Annotated in this window: 18 protein-coding genes; 1 reads left to right on the top strand and 17 read right to left on the bottom strand. The window is 54.8% G+C overall.

Going from position 1 to position 15,388, the window contains the following annotated elements:
- From HY696_09250 to HY696_09195, 12 genes are all read right to left on the bottom strand, one after another.
- On the bottom strand, positions 1-263 hold a 263-nt coding region (locus tag HY696_09250; protein ID MBI4238584.1), incomplete at its 3' end, for a hypothetical protein.
- Between the two features lie 15 nt (positions 264-278).
- Positions 279-533 carry a hypothetical protein gene (locus tag HY696_09245; protein MBI4238583.1) on the bottom strand — a complete coding sequence of 85 codons (255 nt, stop codon included), beginning with the start codon at positions 531-533 and terminating at the stop codon, positions 279-281.
- Between the two features lie 12 nt (positions 534-545).
- Entirely contained in the window at positions 546-1,199 is a 654-nt protein-coding gene (locus HY696_09240) for a hypothetical protein (protein ID MBI4238582.1), read from the bottom strand.
- 2 nt (positions 1,200-1,201) lie between these two features.
- Positions 1,202-1,684: a hypothetical protein gene (locus HY696_09235; protein MBI4238581.1), complete on the bottom strand. Its 483-nt coding sequence runs from the start codon at positions 1,682-1,684 to the stop codon at positions 1,202-1,204.
- On the bottom strand, positions 1,681-2,121 hold the full coding sequence (locus HY696_09230) for a hypothetical protein (protein ID MBI4238580.1): 441 nt from the start codon (positions 2,119-2,121) through the stop codon (positions 1,681-1,683). The genes HY696_09235 and HY696_09230 overlap by 4 nt, the downstream gene beginning before the upstream one ends.
- A gap of 11 nt (positions 2,122-2,132) precedes the next feature.
- A complete protein-coding gene (locus HY696_09225) occupies positions 2,133-2,615 on the bottom strand; it encodes a hypothetical protein (GenBank protein MBI4238579.1) in 483 nt (160 codons plus the stop codon).
- Positions 2,612-2,980, bottom strand: a complete 369-nt coding sequence (locus tag HY696_09220; GenBank protein MBI4238578.1) for a hypothetical protein — start codon at positions 2,978-2,980, stop codon at positions 2,612-2,614. Before HY696_09220 ends, HY696_09225 begins: the two co-directional genes overlap by 4 nt.
- A 22-nt stretch (positions 2,981-3,002) precedes the next feature.
- Complete coding sequence (locus HY696_09215) at positions 3,003-4,109, bottom strand: phage major capsid protein (protein MBI4238577.1); 1,107 nt, start codon at positions 4,107-4,109, stop codon at positions 3,003-3,005.
- Between the two features lie 30 nt (positions 4,110-4,139).
- A complete protein-coding gene (locus HY696_09210) occupies positions 4,140-4,847 on the bottom strand; it encodes a hypothetical protein (GenBank protein MBI4238576.1) in 708 nt (235 codons plus the stop codon).
- A gap of 18 nt (positions 4,848-4,865) precedes the next feature.
- On the bottom strand, positions 4,866-6,191 hold the full coding sequence (locus HY696_09205; protein MBI4238575.1) for a hypothetical protein: 1,326 nt from the start codon (positions 6,189-6,191) through the stop codon (positions 4,866-4,868).
- A gap of 178 nt (positions 6,192-6,369) precedes the next feature.
- On the bottom strand, positions 6,370-7,602 hold the full coding sequence (locus HY696_09200; protein MBI4238574.1) for a hypothetical protein: 1,233 nt from the start codon (positions 7,600-7,602) through the stop codon (positions 6,370-6,372).
- A 29-nt stretch (positions 7,603-7,631) separates the two neighbouring features.
- Entirely contained in the window at positions 7,632-10,112 is a 2,481-nt protein-coding gene (locus HY696_09195) for a hypothetical protein (GenBank protein MBI4238573.1), read from the bottom strand.
- A 169-nt stretch (positions 10,113-10,281) separates the two neighbouring features.
- On the opposite strand from HY696_09195, the gene HY696_09190 reads away from it, so the two are divergent.
- Positions 10,282-10,497 (top strand): hypothetical protein, encoded by a 216-nt coding sequence (locus HY696_09190; protein ID MBI4238572.1) that lies wholly within the window; start codon positions 10,282-10,284, stop codon positions 10,495-10,497.
- A gap of 22 nt (positions 10,498-10,519) precedes the next feature.
- Here the strand turns inward: HY696_09190 and HY696_09185 are convergent, their stop codons facing one another.
- The 5 genes from HY696_09185 to dcm all read right to left on the bottom strand — a co-directional run bounded on the left by HY696_09185 (position 10,520) and on the right by dcm (position 14,744).
- A complete protein-coding gene (locus HY696_09185) occupies positions 10,520-11,389 on the bottom strand; it encodes a nucleotidyl transferase AbiEii/AbiGii toxin family protein (protein ID MBI4238571.1) in 870 nt (289 codons plus the stop codon).
- Positions 11,386-12,213, bottom strand: coding sequence for a type IV toxin-antitoxin system AbiEi family antitoxin domain-containing protein (locus HY696_09180; protein ID MBI4238570.1), 828 nt, complete (start codon positions 12,211-12,213; stop codon positions 11,386-11,388). Before HY696_09180 ends, HY696_09185 begins: the two co-directional genes overlap by 4 nt.
- 90 nt (positions 12,214-12,303) lie before the next feature.
- Positions 12,304-12,603 carry a hypothetical protein gene (locus tag HY696_09175; GenBank protein ID MBI4238569.1) on the bottom strand — a complete coding sequence of 100 codons (300 nt, stop codon included), beginning with the start codon at positions 12,601-12,603 and terminating at the stop codon, positions 12,304-12,306.
- Positions 12,587-13,828: a DNA modification methylase gene (locus HY696_09170; protein MBI4238568.1), complete on the bottom strand. Its 1,242-nt coding sequence runs from the start codon at positions 13,826-13,828 to the stop codon at positions 12,587-12,589. The genes HY696_09175 and HY696_09170 overlap by 17 nt, the downstream gene beginning before the upstream one ends.
- Positions 13,818-14,744: a DNA (cytosine-5-)-methyltransferase gene (gene dcm / locus HY696_09165; protein MBI4238567.1), complete on the bottom strand. Its 927-nt coding sequence runs from the start codon at positions 14,742-14,744 to the stop codon at positions 13,818-13,820. The genes HY696_09170 and dcm overlap by 11 nt, the downstream gene beginning before the upstream one ends.
- Positions 14,745-15,388 lie beyond the last annotated feature (644 nt).

Raw genomic sequence — 15,388 nt, 5'->3', positions numbered from 1 at the left:
GGGTCCGTGTAGTGAACCACGCGATTGATATAGAGCACGGCCCCGCGATCGAAAGCGCGCTGGACCACGATATCGGAATCCGAACTGTCGATGGGAAGTCCGTAGTTCTCCTGAAACTGTTTCATGGAACCGATCAGCTTGACCTCGTTGACCGGTCCGCGACGTGCCGTGATCTGGACGCAGTTCCGTCCTTGCGTGACGGCCTGGATGAAGAAACTCAAATCCCGTTCGGTGAATGTGACTTTTGCGGCTCCTGTCGGCATAATCTTTAACCTCCCTTAAACGTTCTCGATCCGGATGAGTCTTTTGCGTTCCAATGCCTTTGTGGCCGGAACGATCGCCGTCTGCGGAAGTAGCGGCGCATCCTGACCGTGACGGCCCGTCTGCAATCGGAGATTCAGAAAGCCGGTCGTGCCGTCGGGACTCCGATAAGGAACGGGAAAAGTCTTCTGCGTCAGGTTGACGATGCGGACCTGCTCCGCGGCCTTGGCGGGTTCTTTTCGGATCGGTGCTTCCTTGTTTTTCTTTGCCATACGTTTCGCTCCTTACGGCCCCGCGTCCGGTTGAATGTTCACTTGTTGCATTGGAATCCCGTCCGGATTCGAGGGGTCGCCGTTCGTTATTTTCAGGATCTCGCCGTCGATCGCCGTGATGATCTTCCCGTTCCTGTCCGGCAGGAATCCGGTCACCCAGGCTTCGACCTTGAATCGGTAAATTTTCTCTCGGACATTCCCGGTGAGGTCATCCAGATTCTGGATGCCGACGAGCTCGATCGGGAAATCCGCCGGAGTTCCGTCGATCGTAAGTGTCAGGACCCCGCGCTCGGGGAACTTCGCCAGCAAGGCCAGATCCATTTCCAGAGCGGCTTGGCTGTCATGGCACCACGTATCGATTTCATAGAGGAGATCCAGCGGAAGCGGTTTCTTGACCGTGAATTCGGGATATACCGTAACGGGTTCTCCGTCATAGGTGAGAGTCACCGTGGATCCCGATGGCGTAACCACGTCCGGAGTGACGCGCCCGCGGTCGATATCATAACCGGCGAATGAGATCTGCACGGCCTTTTTGGGAAGCGAAGGACGGTTCTTGCCGTCATCGAAACCCAGAAACTCGAGTCCCGGAACGGAAGCGATAGACGCCATCCGGTCATAAAGGGCCTGATGCAACTTGGCGATGCTGTTCAGAATCGTCGCGCTCATAGTCAATGTCCCGTGTTCTCCAGCACCTCGCGAACGGCCTTCTTGTAGCCATTCTCGATGTCGGGCCGGACCTCTTTGAAAGTCGGTCGGAACAGCGGCCGTGCCGTGATATTCCGCGCATGACTTCCGAATTCGTGAATCTCCGCGATCAGAACGGGCGGTTCTCCATCTTTGCGTTTACCGGATCGCAACACCCCGACAAAAGCGGACAGACGATCTCCTGCCAGTTCGGTCGTGATTGATTGCATCAGTTGGGAAGTGGCGATGAGGGTCGCCGTGCTCAGATGCCGCCTCTTTTTGGAGGCGAGATATGCGGGGCTCAAAGGTTTCCAGGACAGGTCCTGGTTCTGCAAATGCTTCACCAGCACTTTGCGGACCAGCTCGGCATTCTGAAGCGTCGCCAGCTGCAAACGCGACGTCAGTTTCAGGCCGAATCCGCTCAGGTCCCGTTCCAGATTCTTCCATGGCCCGTTCATCTCGCTCATGGGTTGCCTCCGTCGGCCCAGCGTCTCTTGATCTGGAGATAGACGAAGGACGGTTTTTTGCTCATGTCGGCAATGCCGCCGAAGGAAATGACTTCGTAAGTCTCGCCCTCCATGACCACGAGGTCGTTATGGTCGAGCAAGACCTTATTGTCGGCGTCAGTCAGTCCGGCGGCTTCGACATCATCCCAGTTGAGATATATTTTTCGCTCGTGGGCGGCATCGGGACCGAGATCATTTCGGAAGCGATCATTCTCACCCTCGGAGACGAACTCACGGATGGCGTTGAATGAAAAATCCTCGGTGGATGGCGAATCCCGGAACGCGCCGTTGGCGAATGTCGTTCTGCGGATGATTACTGGAAAGGCGAACGTGTCGCTCAAGTCGTGGAAGACCTTTCGAATCTGATCGACCTGTTGATTTGAAAGTAAATCGCTCATGCGTCATATCCTTAATCGCAGGGACACACGTCACCCGGCGGATCCTCGCAGGCACGTACTTTTCTGAGCAGCGCCGGCGGTCCTGAAAGCTCGGACTCGGCGTAGCCCAGTTGAGATTTGAGTCCGGAAAGTTTGTTTTCCAATTCCTCGAGAAGCGTTTTGAGCCATGCGAGCTTATCCTGACGGAACTTGGCATCCGCGGGTCCGGCGGTCGCCTCAACCACGTCGTCTTTGTAGTATGAGATGGCCGTGTTGATCAGTTCGACGGCCGCGGCCGTCGCGATCAACTCCGATTGCAGGATCGTCAGATCGGATCTGTCCGTATACACGGCCTCCGATCCATCACCCCCGTATAGGCCGTAAAAACTCGCCGCATATTGGAGGGAGGCGTTCTTGTTCTCGTCGGTCAAGGTGGCATTGCCGTCGCCCAGGATGTCTTTCGTCTTGAGCAGGATCCGGTTCAACCGATGCATGGAGCCGAAGGCCAGGGTCATGTCGTGCCTCCCGGTTTATTTTTGGTCTTCTTCGATTTCACTTTGGCTTCTTCCGTCTCGGGCGCTTTTCCATCCGCGGGATCGGGAACCCGTGTTTTACCTTCGGGAGTTCCCATCGTTTCGGGGACCGGATCCGGTTGCGGTTCTTTCACCGGCTCCGCTTTGATGGACGGATCGGCCCGGGTCTGCGCGAGATATTGCGCTTCGTCCACGACCGCCAGTCCGCCGCGTCGGATCCATTTCTGCATGGTTTTGGTCAGCCGCCCCTCGCAAGGGACGATGCGGCCCCGCGGAATCTTGAAGTGATTCTCCGGGTCCATGTAAGTCATTACGGGATTCCGGCATTTGAGATAGGTAGCGGACATAGTCATTCCTCATTTCAATTCATCAGATCGCAGGTGTCATCCAGGCTGGGAAGTCATTGACCGCCACATCCAGTGAATCGTCGATGATCACCCGGGCATCCCTGAACAGGATGGCAAATCCCGTGGTGATCGAGGCGTATGCCTCCTGAATCTGCTTGCTGATGATCTTATCCCCCTCGATATTCAAGGGAGAGGATGTCAGCTGAACCATGGCGAACCGCGGATCCAACAGGATGAACTGATGGGGATCGAGTTGACCGCTGACAAAGACCTGGCTCTGGTTCGGAAGCGATTCGTTCACCACGAGGGATGAAAAAGCGGTGCCCGATTGCTTGTTCTTGAATTCGGGAAGATTGAGAAGCAGGTTGGCACCGCGTTCGCTGGTGACGATATTGTCGTACCGGCGTCCCAGGCGGCTTGCCCGGATCCAGGCATAAACCAGATCGGCGAAGGTCAGATTATTCGCGGGATTGAGCACGCCGATGGTGGCGGACGCTTCGCTGCCGCTGGCTTGATCCCCGTTGACGAGGATATCGACCGCGGCATTGTTGAGTTTGTGGCCCAATTTGACGCCGACATCCTGCAGGAAAATCGTCAGGAGGTTGATCGAGGTGTACTGGATCGCCTCATAGGTGATGCTGACGCCGATGGCTTGCTTATGGATGTCGGTGGTTTTGTTGCCATAGCTGACATTGCCTTTGGGAATCGTCTCGCCCTCGGCCGTTTCCTGAGGTTCCGCCTCCGAAAGATCCAAAAATGGCAGATTCGCCTGCGGCTGGGCGATTGTCTCGCTCGAGGCGATCAGGCGATTATAATAAGGGGATGTGCGGATGCCCTTGCGGATGGCGTCCCGGAAAATCTCGGGCACCAGCCAGCGGCTGTCCTGATCGAGATCGATCAGTTGGCTGACCGTCATCTTGCCGGGATTGATCCCCAGCTCGCAGTAAAGATGGTTGATGTCGAAGATCCCGTCCTTGTCGCAACCGGCGGGATATTGGGAGCTCAGATATTCGATGAGACTCACGTCCCGTTTGCCGCCCAAGACGGGAGGGCCGGAAATATTTCCGGATCGGATCTTTTGCAGCTCCTCGTAGGTCTGTCTGATTTTTCCTTTGAGTCCAAGTTCCATGGTGATCTCCTCGTTATGTTTGTCTTCCAATCATCGAACCAGAACGTCGATGGGAGCGTCCGGGGCGGTGGCCTCCGTCAATGCGACGCCGTACGGGTCAAAAATGGAAATATCCCCGTCCTGCATGAGCGCCACCAGGATGTCGGCACCGTCATCGCTGGTCGAAATGGGAATGATGGTGTTGTTGAAGTTGGGTCCGCCGCTGTCCTGGCGTTTGACAACCACCTGATCGGGCGCGTTTGCGAAGGCCCCGTAGCCGGGAACCGCAATGTCGATCGCGTTGGCGATATTCTGCGCGGTCGTGATGACATCGGGACCCGTGACGAAATCGATCCCTTCGGTCAGGACCACGCCGTTGACCGTCACGGTTTCGCCGCCGTTCCATGCGAAATCCATCACCCTGAAAATGGATTGCGGTTCACGGTAGGTGGCCACGATCACCTTGCCGGCGCTGTTTATGGTCACCGGTTTTCCGGCCTGGATAGGCTCACCGGAGGTCATGGTAATGAGTGCGCGTCCTTTCGTAGCCACCGTGGCACGGGGATTATTCAGTCTGTTGGGGATGAGAACATAACCCAGACAGGACGTGAAATCGGGCTGGCCGGGTCCGACGTAAGGGGCGATCTGATCAACGGCACTCAGTTTGACCGGTGTGTGGGGAGCGAGAATGCCGGAGGCCGGGTTGACCTCGAATGAGAGGGTCAGAATGCCTGAAAGTTCTTCTTTGATAAGGGTCATGGTCTTCTCCTTTTCCTGTTAGAGTGCATGAATCTCTTTCACATGCTCCAATGCCTTGCGGGACAATGGGCCTTGAGCGGGCTGGCCCTGATCCTGCGACATTTGGGAACTTTGACGACGGATATCGGTGCCGCCGCATTTGGCGCACCGGTTCGGAAACTTGGCTTCAACTTCCTTTTGAAATTCCTGTTTGAAGGCTTGAGCGATATCGAGTTCGGCCTTTTCCAGAGTTTTGAGGATCGCCTCACTGACCTGATCCCCCTTGGCCAGACGGTAAAGGCGGACGGCTTCTTTGCGTTCGTCCTCCAAGTATTTCCGACCGAGGGAGGCCTGCGGTTCCAGATCCCGGATTTTGGTTTCGAACTCCGTGACACGCTGCTGCGTCTGATCGAGTTGTGATTGAAGGCTGACCATTTCCTGCTGTGTCTTTTGCAGGAGAGTCTTGGATTTTCCTTCGACGTGGGCGCTGAGAGTTTCGATAAAATTCATTTCCGTTACTTCGACTCCGAAGGTTTCCTGGAGTAGTTTGCTGAGTGCATTCATATGGGGCTCCTGATGATTCGTTGGATGGGTTGCTTGGGCTGCTACTGTTTCAAGTTGGCGAGCTTGCTGGACAGGACGCCCGTCTTCGCCGATCTGTTTGGCGAATTCGTCGGCCCCTTGCCAGACGAGGGAAATTTCCCAGAACTTGTCGATCTTGGTGACGATGATCCGTACCGTCTCGTCCTCGATTTCCTCGCCTAAATGATCGAAGAAGGTGCCCGTTTCCATGAGTGCGGGATGACTCGGCTTCCATTCGAAGCTGACGGTGACGCTGGCGGAGTGGATGGCTCCCTGCAGGACACCGCGAACCGTCATGGGGTCCTTGACCGTGTCCAGTTTGAGAATGGCATTGATGCCGGAAGGAAAACCTGCCGTGGTGTCATCCCAATGGGAGGATTCCACTCGGCCAAGCCAATTGTTCACGCTGGTGTTGTGATCTTTGAAAACCGTCTGGCCGTTCAGTTTGGAGACAGCCCTTTTGAGCATCTTCTCGTCGGTGAAATCGATCGGTCGATCGGCCAAAATCGTAGCGGAGAGCGCACGGAAGGTCGCGAAAACGAAATCCTCTTCGGTCGGGTCGACGGTATCTTCAGGTTGGGTGGAAGGATCGCTGACTTCCTCAGCCAGGCGTTCGCGGGCAACCGTGTCCGAGGGGGTCTGATTTTTTTTCGGGGCTGGCTCCTCGTTCGGTCTTGTCTGGCCGTTTGGACGGATAGATCCCACGAAAGTCATAGACAAGCCCAGAGGCTTGCCGTTTTTCCAGTTCGTCTTCGCCAGACTGATCTGTTTGGTCGTCAGCATAGAGATCCTTCTCCCGATATCTATGCTTTGACCGTAAACTCCCGGTCACTTTCGTGATCCCGAAAAAGATTTTTTCCGTATCTTGATTCTCCATTGACAGGGTGAACTACGAAATAAGGACGAACAGATCGGTCTTCAAGGCGAGGAATCCGGCATTGGAGAGGGATGAAAACGGGTTCTATTTCGGGGATGTTACCGTCTTGCCGATAAATTTCTGAAGTTTGTGCTCCACCGATTCTTCGGTGACGTTCTCATCGTGCCTGAAATAAAGAAGCTCGACCCGGTTTGACTTGCAGAGCGACTTCTTGAGAGCATCCCTTTTTCTGGTGTTTTCGAATCCTTCTTCGCCGCCGAAAATGGCTACGGGTTCGTAATGCTGCTTTCCCTGATACTCTATCGCCAGATTCAGTTCCGGGATGAAAATATCCAGCCGCTGTTTTCCCAACCAATCAGGGCTCGCTTCCCGCAGGACCGTATGACCGGGAAACAAGGCGCGCACGACTTTGTATAATTGCGTTTCACTGATCCAGCCTTCGCCTATTTTCGGAACGCCGATTTTTTCGCGGATGATGTTTTCGGCTTCCCGTTCGTCCGAACCGGTCTCGATAGCCGTTTTTTTGATGTAGCAGCCGTATCGGACCTTGATTTCGCTGCCGTACATTTCATGACAGTAACCGAGATCGGAAGGGGTATCCGTGCAGATGTGACAGATTCCCGGCCTGAATTCCTTGCCTCTCAAATCCGCCAAGAACCGGTGCGGCCAGCCGCTTTCGGCATAGGCATGTTCGCACTTCTCGGCATTTTCCTTTTCCTTCGACAGGGCCAGCCTGAAGCACTCGCAGAAAAATCTTGTCCCGCAGATTTTGCATCCGTAGCAAATCCACCAATCCCAAGTTTTCGGCGGAACTGACGTCAGGATTTCGGGCGGACAATCGCATTTCCCGAAGTGCCGATCGTAAACGAGCTTTAGAAGGTCCCCGGGAATCTTCGGTCGGTAAATCTGGACCTCGTATTTGTTCTTGGTTTTCTGTTCCGTTTTCCTGAATTTGAAATATCTTTCGATCCCTCCGCCGAAAATCATCGGGATCCATTTCAGGTGGGTCGGCGGCAAGATGTCCGATTCCGTGATTTGAACATCCCGAGGCGTGTCGATCGTGAATTCGAGATAGTGGGTTTCGTATCCTCCCGCGGCGATAATCTCTTTGAACGACAACCAGGCGATCCACGGATAGGATTTCGCCCGGACATCAATGATGCTCCCCGACTCGATGAACGGCCTGAAAGACGCGACGATATGCGCCGCCAAGAGAGCTTCGAGACAGGCGGACATCGATTCCTTCGGTTTCAGGGCTCGGTTAACAATTTCTTCGCGGAACTTTTCGGGGTCGATATCGAAAGTGATTTGCACCATCCGCCCATATCACCCCAAACCGTATTTTTCTATCCGAACTTGTCCACCACGTATCCGTGTCGGCAGTGGGGATGGTAAGGCGGCAGAGCGATTCCTTGGGCCAGAAGCTGATTTTCATCCAGCGCATCGACCACTGCCGGATGAATACGCCCGGGGAGAAAAGGATTGAGGTTCGGAAGGTTTTCAGGGTCCTGATCGAGCACATCCTTTACATGCTGGACCACCGGATTGACCCTGAATTTCTTGCCCGTCATGCTCTGACACCACGGGCAGGTCACGTTATCGAGCGGCCCCGTGATTTCGATGGAGGCGGCTTTGGCCTGCTCCACCAGAAAGATATTGCCCCAGTTGCGCGAGCGGTTGGTCGAGGTCTCCACGACCCGCAGGATCTTGTAATCCTCCTGGGCGACCCGATTGCCGAAACGGTTTCGGAACTTCGCCAGCTCGCCGGAGTCACGGAGGTTGCGGCCCGATTTCAGATATTCGTCCACCAGCCAGTTTTTCAGATCCTTTTTCGTCTGCGGGTTGGTGAGATATCGACCGAAAAAGAAGTCGTCCGAGTTCTTGAGGAAGTTGATCGCCTTCCTGTCGATGAGATTGAACGACGGCTTGATCGGCAGGTCGCCGCCGAAGGGTTCCGCGTCTTCCAGGCGGAAGTAGGAGTAGATCAATCTGATGTTCTTGGAGGTCTTTTTATCGAGAACGGAGTTTTCCAGAGATTGGGCAAAAAACAGACCCATGGTTTCCAATACCCCATTGGCGAACAAGTCGCTGTCGCCGGTCTCGAAATCGAAGTCCTCCAGGAAGGCTTTGACCTGCTTCAACGATTTGTTCCGGGAACCCCTCAAAACGGGATAAACCGCCGCGAAATATTCCCTCTGGAAACGATCGACCCTCTCTTGGGCGGGGTTGAGTTCCAGTGATGCCCGCCTCGGACAGCAGGAAGGAAAATGATTATCCAGGCCCTCAAGACAGCGCAGGTAAGCCTCCTGCGCATCAAGCGATTGCGACACGTCATCTTCGGCGGTGATTCCAACGGCACGCGGGGACTTCTGTGCGCGATAAGATCCTGATGATTTGTCATAAATCAACCTGAACGCCGTTTTCGATTGCGCGGAGTCGGATGTATCCGTCGGCGCGATGATAAACGGGTTGCGGGGTCCCGCTTCGGCCGGCCGGTCGTATCCGGCTTCCTGGGCGAATTGATTCTGATCGATGATTCCCTGATCGTAGAGGTTTTTCAGATTGGCCAGTTTGGTCGCATAGGTAGTTTCGTCCCGCGCGGCCGACAAAGACTTGGAAGGCTCGAATTCGATCCAGAGGCTTTTGTATTCCAATCCGAGGAGCGCGAGATGGAGTTTGTAGCCGTATTCCAGAACGTACCGGACCGTCCGCTGGTAATTCGTGATGACGGAAAGCATTTTCTCGTACACGATCCCGGCATAGGTTTCGGTGGTCGAGTAGGTTCGTCCGTGCAATGCCGGATCCGCCTTGAGGCCGGAGAAGACCTGCTGCTCGTTCATTTCGAAGAGGTCTTTCGCTCCGGTGGCGTCACCGGTGATGGAATGATGTTCCACCGTAAAAGAGTCCATGAAGCCGACCGCGATGCCGTCCCGGTAGTTATGTTTGAGTCGTTGGGCCTGGTCATCCAGGAATTGCTGACAACGGGCGATATATTCCTCGGTCTTTTCACCGGGAGTCTGCTTGGGAGCACGGACCAGGAAATTCACGAAACCGAGAAGCCCCATTTTTTTCGCGATGAAACGGAGGTTCTTGACGATATCCCTCTGGATCGTGATCGACTCGAGGGCCGAAAGAATCGGCGGTACGGCGTACGGAGAATTGTCCAGTGTCTGCATGGCGCAATACTGGTAGGTCGCGGTGTTGAGCGCGATGAGTCCCTGGTCGCCCTGGGTCAGATCGCAGGTCTTCTGATGCGGGCTGTACTCGCCGGATTCCGGATCATACAGAAAGCGGAGTTCCTTGAGAGGAACGAATACCGCTTTGTCGATGCCCGTCAGGTCTTCGTTCACGACCCACTCGACGCTGATGGCTCCGCCGCGGCCGATCTGGGCAAGTGCCGAATTCACGAAACCGTCGATCCCGCCGAACCGACCGAAGACCGTCATGTTGAAGCGGTTCAGTTCTTCCAGGGCGGCCTGTTGGATCTGCTCCCGATCGATTTCGATCATCACCTTGTGGCCGGTGTTTCCCAGTTGGACGATATTATCGATCATCTGGGCCACGTCGGGATTGACGAGACTCAAGTTCTGCATCACTTCCAGATATTCCAGGGGATAGGCCGCCCCGACGGAGCGCATCTCGGTGATCAGATCCTGCAGGAGTTCGCCGAAGCCGACGGTATCCACCGATACCCGTCCGACAGGGAGCGCTTTGGGGTCAATGTCTTCGGGGGAGGTATAGGTAGCCAGAGCTTCGATCGCTTTCTTGCGCGGGAAATACACCTTGCCGTTCACGACCATCCGTTCCTTGATGAATTTCGGTTTCATGCCGATGATTACGTGATTGGCCGGAATGTGCGCGTTTTCGGATCTGAAAATGAAAGTTTTCTGATGGAGCCGTATTGAGGGGAAATATCGGCCGGTTACAGCCCCGTTATTGGCGGGCGGCGGTCCTTATCGACTTGCCATGTTCCGCGGAAGCCGGTGTACTGTGGGCATGAAAACACAGATCGAAAAAGTGCGGAAGATCGAATACGACGCCGATGAATTCGGTCACATCCAGTGCATGGAAACCGCGACGCTTTGCAAGGTCGCACGTGGCGAAGTCGATCTCAACCAGATTGCCATCAATCACCTGGCCGCCCGGGGAATGGATGAAAACGGTCGCTGGATCGGATTCGACAAGGCGAAGGAACGACTGCTCGAGGAATAAGGCAACGCTTCGGATGGAGTGATTATTTCTGGAGCAGTTCTTTTATCTCGGGGCGAAGTTCCCCGATCACGGTTTGAAAGGGCGGAAGATCCGGAACCAGCGGTCCCAACCATTGTTCCCAAGTCTTCTCGACGTGTTTCAGCATGTTCTCCTTGAAAAAATCACCTTCGTCCGTGAAACTCACGGTTTTCAATGCGCATTTGGCCCGAAGGAAATCACCGAACCCGCTGAAGTCCATGCGGTCCTTGTAGGCGCGGAGCACACGCCAGAGATCGTAGTAGTCCCGTGCCCTCGACCGTCCCCAGCCGCGCGACTCGAGCTTTTCCATGTGCTGCAGGATGGCGCGCAGTTTCTCCGCGACGATTTCTTCCAAGGCATAGGTCGCGACGACAGTATCGAAAGGTTCGCCATATTCATGGATGACCGGTTGAAACTCGGCAGGTTTCAAAACCTTTTCGTCGACAGCCGTTTCGATGATGACCCGCGTGTGCAGATCCCGATGCCACGGGAAGCGGGCGCGGATGGAAAAAGCCTCCTGTCCACCCGGGTGTGGTTCCTTCTCGGTGTAGCGTTCGCATACTATTTCGACGGGAGCGTATTCATCGAGGAGTTTTTTCGCGGTTTCACATGCCTGACGGACGGCCGCCTCCATCGCGTCACCTTTCGGAACGTCCCCTACACCTGAGAAATCCAGATCCTCCGAAAACCGGTAGTCGCCGAAGTAGCATTTCTTGAGACAGGTGCCGCCTTTGAATACAAGCGTGTCGCGAAGGATATCGGTCCGGGCCAATCCTGCCAGTACCCATGAGAGCAAATAGTCGCGTTCCAGAACCTCCCATGGAATCTTGAGTCTCTTTCTGGCTTCCTGCAGACGGGTGTGTAGCGGTTTCATGCGTTTACCTTTCCAGGAAGATTCTCCTGAATCATCCAATATCGGTTACACGGTCCCTTGCGGGGACCGGTCGGATCCAATATCCGATAGCCCTTGATAGGGACATTCACGAGCCGGGCAAGGCAATCGATTTCCATGCCTTGTTTTTCCAGAACCCAGCCGAGGCGCTTGGCCGTCGCCGCATCCAGATTCAATGCATAGTCGATGATGCGTTCCAGATTGATCTTGCCGATAGCCACCTCGAAGGCATGAAGCACCTCGGAAAAGTCGCCGCAGTATTCCGGCATGGTGAGCCCGTCGATAAGTGTGCGTTCCAGATCGGTGATAGTCACGCGGCTCTCGCCGATCCATATCTTTTCCGTCCCGAAGAATCGTTCAGGTCGGATCTTGATGAAACGATAGGCCGTGTCTCCGATCCGATATTCTGACTTGGACTTAGACGCGGGTGTCGAGGCACCTGCCGTCGTCAGGACGAACACCGTTCTGGGGGCCTGTTCCGTCAGCCCGTGGTGATGCATCGCCGACCAATGGGAGATCGCGGCAGGCTCGACCAGGGCCATGGCGATTTCGAACTCATGGGCCGGGGTGACTCCGGGGACCGACGAGGAAATGGCATACAGCCCGTTGTGCAGGCGAACCACCCAGCCCGACTTGGCCAGATGATGCAGGGCCTGCCGGATATAGCCTTCGGAAAGCCCCACTTCAGGGCCGAATTCGCGCGCCTTGGCCGTGGTAAAGATACGCTGCCCTGCGGCCGCCAGCCTTCGAACGAGCTCGACACCGGCCCCTGTGTGTATTATATTATGTTCATACATTGTTTCCATATAGCGAACGAATACGTTTAATTATCTACTTACTGTAGATATAATACAGCGATTGTTCGTTAAAGTCAAACAATGTCTTGTTTTAATCTATTAACGGCCACTGACCCGATCCAGATACTCCAAGGCGATCTGTGGGTCCTCTTTCAGGGCCTTGAAGACGGTCTGACGGGCCAAGAGTTGGGGGCGCTGTTTGAGGATTTCCCTCCGATCCTTGAAAACCGGATCGGCTTTCAGATGCTCCTGAAAGACTTGCAGGGTGATCCCCGCGAAGCAACAGGCCTCGGCGTCGCTGCAGCCGAGCGAAAAGGCGTCCTCGAGTCGGCGAAGACAATCCTCGCTCAACGTGCCGATCTTCGGCGGTTCCGGTTTTGGTTCAGTCTTTTTCGACATGGATACGCTCCGCTTTCTTCCCCGTATAGTTTTCCCAACGGGTGATGATGACATCGCAGTAGATCGGATCCAATTCTACCAGACGCGCCTTGCGGCCGGTCTTTTCACAAGCAATGAGTGTGGTTCCCGAACCGCCGAAAAGGTCGAGCACGATCTCCCCGCGTTTGGAGGAATTCTCGACGGTTCTCACGACGAGCTCGACCGGCTTCTGATTGGGATGAAGCGCGCGTTCTTGTTTTCCTCCCTTGTCATCTTTGCGGCCCGCGAAGGAATTGAATGACGGAAACTCGAAAACATTGGGGTGGTTCTTGGGACCGTAAAATTCGGGATGCCCCTTGGCGATGTAGAGGATCGGTTCGTACTTCCAGGTGTAGTGGCCGAAGTTCATCGCCTGCACGTCCTTCAACCAGATCAGCGTATTGCGATAATCCCAGCCGGCGTCCATGGCGCAGGTGAGAAAATCCAGCACGTTGATCTCGGCATAGCAGACGTAGGCGGCAACGTTGTCGCAAGCGTTGGCGAAACAGTTTCGGTAAACCTTCGCGAGGAATCCCCGGAAGTCTTTCTGGTTGTCTCCCAGAATCTTTCTGCCGAAGCTGTCCTCGTAGTTCACGTTGTACGGCGGGTCGGTGAAGATCATGCTTACCATTTGGCCTTCCAGAAAGGCTTTGAGCAACCCTTCATCTGTACTGTCACCGCAGTAAAGGCGATGATTGCCGAGAATCCAGGTATCGCCATGTTCCGTTATGGCCGTCTCGGGAGCTTCGGGAACCGCGTCATCCTCGGCATCGGTCAGGATTGTTTGCCTGTCGTAGTCGATCAATTCCTTGAGCTCATCGTAATCGAAGCCGGTCAGCTCAATCGGGAATTCCCCCGTGTCAATATCGATGATCACGTCGCGCAGCATGTCGAGATCCCAATCGCCATGGATCCGGTTCAATGCGAGATTGAGGGCCTTCTCCTTTGAGATGGAAATATCCACGACGACGACCTGCGTGCTTTGGATGCCGAGAGATTGGAGAACCTTGTAGCGCTGATGTCCGCCGACGATATGGCCGGTCTTTCGGTTCCAGATGATCGGTTCGACCAGCGAGAATTCCGTGATGGAATTCTTGAGACGCTCCATCTGCTTGTCGGTGATCTGCCTCGGATTGTACGGGGCGGCGTTCAATTCCGACATCTGCTTTCTTTCGAGAATCAGATCCGTGTTCAAATCAGCATTCATGGTTTACCTCTTTCATGATCGCCTTTCCGATGACTTCGACGAGTTGCGGGACGACCGCGTTTCCCAGGCAGGTAAGACGGTGAATCCGGTTGGGAATCCCATCAGCCACTCCACAAAGTTTGGGTGCGGATACAGGCCATCCGTCGGCCCAGTGCGAAGCACCTCCCGCAGGTTGCCGCGACATTTCGGCGAACCTTTGAACCTCTCGGTAGAGGCTCCCTTGGCATCCGAGACGATCGGCGTCGGGTACCATTCTCTTGGTCGCGAAGATCCAGATTCGCTCCCGTCTATGGGGAGCGCCCACGGCCGACGCCGGTAGGCATTCCCATTCGACATCGTACCCGAGCGCGGCCAAGTCTCGCAGAACACGTCCGAAGTACCGTCCAGATTCAGTTGAAAGAATCCCCGGGACGTTTTCAGCCAGTACCCATCGGGGCTCAAGCTCGCGAATAATTCGGGTGAATTCCCCCCAAAGGTCTCGCGCGTCGTCGGAGCCTTTCCGCATTCCGGCGAAACTGTGGGGCTGACAGGGGAAGCCGCCGCAGACAAGTTCGACGGGTTCGAGGTTATGTCGGCCGCAATCCCTGACATCCCGGTGGCGGGCGACGTGGGGCCAATGTTTTTCGAGAATTCCGGTCGCATAGTCATTGATTTCCACCTGCCACAGGCATTTCATGCCGGCCCTTTCCAGGCCCAAATCGAAACCGCCGATGCCGGCGAACAAGGAACCGAACGTGATTGTCATGTCCGTGAATACGGGATTGCTGATAACTGCCCCGGTGAATCGATCCGGAAACGACGGAAGCCTTGCCGAAAGGGTTCCCCGAAGGGTTTCGGGAAGCATTCGCGGAAGGGACAAGCGAATCCTTTGCGAAACGCTCTCCTGAACGCCTGCCGGAAACCGTTGATACGCCAAATTTTGCGGAGGTAGCCTCTGAGATCGGGGGTAAAGCGCGGCGAGAGGTCTGAACTGGCGGGGATTGAAAGGAGATCACGATTGACCTCCGTTCGGATTTCTGTTTGGTTTCTTGTTACTTACGCGGATAGCGAATGCTTGGCAAACAGGTTCGACGTCCTGTAGGATGGGCGCGCAACTAATATGATGCAATTCCAATCAGCTCTGATGGGTCTCTACTGTACGTTGCAATCTGTTGTCGCTGAACAGCATACGGAGAGTCTCTTTCGTGCTGCCCAGGAAGATGAGTCCATATGGACGTATATGCCGTACGGGCCATTTGCTGGACCTGTGTACATGCAACACTGGTTGCAGCAGATGCAGGAATCGAAAACTGATTTCGTGTATGCGGTCAAATCTCACAAACGCGGAACATATGTAGGGATGTGTGGGTGTCTTGCATATGTTCCAGAGCACTGTCGTATAGAGATTGGTCATGTCTGGTATGGCCGCTCCGTGCAAAATACCAATACCAATACCAATACCAAGTAAGCGATCAAGCAAGTCCATCTTACAAGCGGTAAGGAAATGATATAAAAGATCTGCCATAACCAGGAGGTGATGAATGGCAGACATCAATAAGCGTGAGGCGAGGGAGCGGCATT

The sequence above is a fragment of the Deltaproteobacteria bacterium genome (assembly GCA_016210045.1).
In the GTDB taxonomy this organism is placed as follows: Bacteria; UBA10199; UBA10199.
Note: the sequence above shows the minus strand (reverse complement) of the source record. Positions and strands in the feature narration are given on the sequence as shown.

Excerpts from the sequence above, each read along its gene's own strand:
- HY696_09245 (MBI4238583.1), bottom strand. The coding sequence starts at position 533 with ATGGCAAAGAAAAACAAGGAAGCACCGATCCGAAAAGAACCCGCCAAG.
- HY696_09180 (MBI4238570.1), bottom strand. The coding sequence starts at position 12,213 with ATGGAAACAATGTATGAACATAATATAATACACACAGGGGCCGGTGTC.
- HY696_09230 (MBI4238580.1), bottom strand. The coding sequence starts at position 2,121 with ATGAGCGATTTACTTTCAAATCAACAGGTCGATCAGATTCGAAAGGTC.
- HY696_09235 (MBI4238581.1), bottom strand. The coding sequence starts at position 1,684 with ATGAGCGAGATGAACGGGCCATGGAAGAATCTGGAACGGGACCTGAGC.
- HY696_09240 (MBI4238582.1), bottom strand. The coding sequence starts at position 1,199 with ATGAGCGCGACGATTCTGAACAGCATCGCCAAGTTGCATCAGGCCCTT.
- HY696_09175 (MBI4238569.1), bottom strand. The coding sequence starts at position 12,603 with ATGTCGAAAAAGACTGAACCAAAACCGGAACCGCCGAAGATCGGCACG.
- HY696_09195 (MBI4238573.1), bottom strand. The coding sequence starts at position 10,112 with ATGAAACCGAAATTCATCAAGGAACGGATGGTCGTGAACGGCAAGGTG.
- HY696_09210 (MBI4238576.1), bottom strand. The coding sequence starts at position 4,847 with ATGACCCTTATCAAAGAAGAACTTTCAGGCATTCTGACCCTCTCATTC.
- HY696_09170 (MBI4238568.1), bottom strand. The coding sequence starts at position 13,828 with ATGAATGCTGATTTGAACACGGATCTGATTCTCGAAAGAAAGCAGATG.
- HY696_09200 (MBI4238574.1), bottom strand. The coding sequence starts at position 7,602 with ATGGTGCAAATCACTTTCGATATCGACCCCGAAAAGTTCCGCGAAGAA.
- HY696_09185 (MBI4238571.1), bottom strand. The coding sequence starts at position 11,389 with ATGAAACCGCTACACACCCGTCTGCAGGAAGCCAGAAAGAGACTCAAG.
- HY696_09215 (MBI4238577.1), bottom strand. The coding sequence starts at position 4,109 with ATGGAACTTGGACTCAAAGGAAAAATCAGACAGACCTACGAGGAGCTG.
- HY696_09225 (MBI4238579.1), bottom strand. The coding sequence starts at position 2,615 with ATGACCCTGGCCTTCGGCTCCATGCATCGGTTGAACCGGATCCTGCTC.
- HY696_09220 (MBI4238578.1), bottom strand. The coding sequence starts at position 2,980 with ATGTCCGCTACCTATCTCAAATGCCGGAATCCCGTAATGACTTACATG.
- HY696_09190 (MBI4238572.1), top strand. The coding sequence starts at position 10,282 with ATGAAAACACAGATCGAAAAAGTGCGGAAGATCGAATACGACGCCGAT.
- HY696_09205 (MBI4238575.1), bottom strand. The coding sequence starts at position 6,191 with ATGCTGACGACCAAACAGATCAGTCTGGCGAAGACGAACTGGAAAAAC.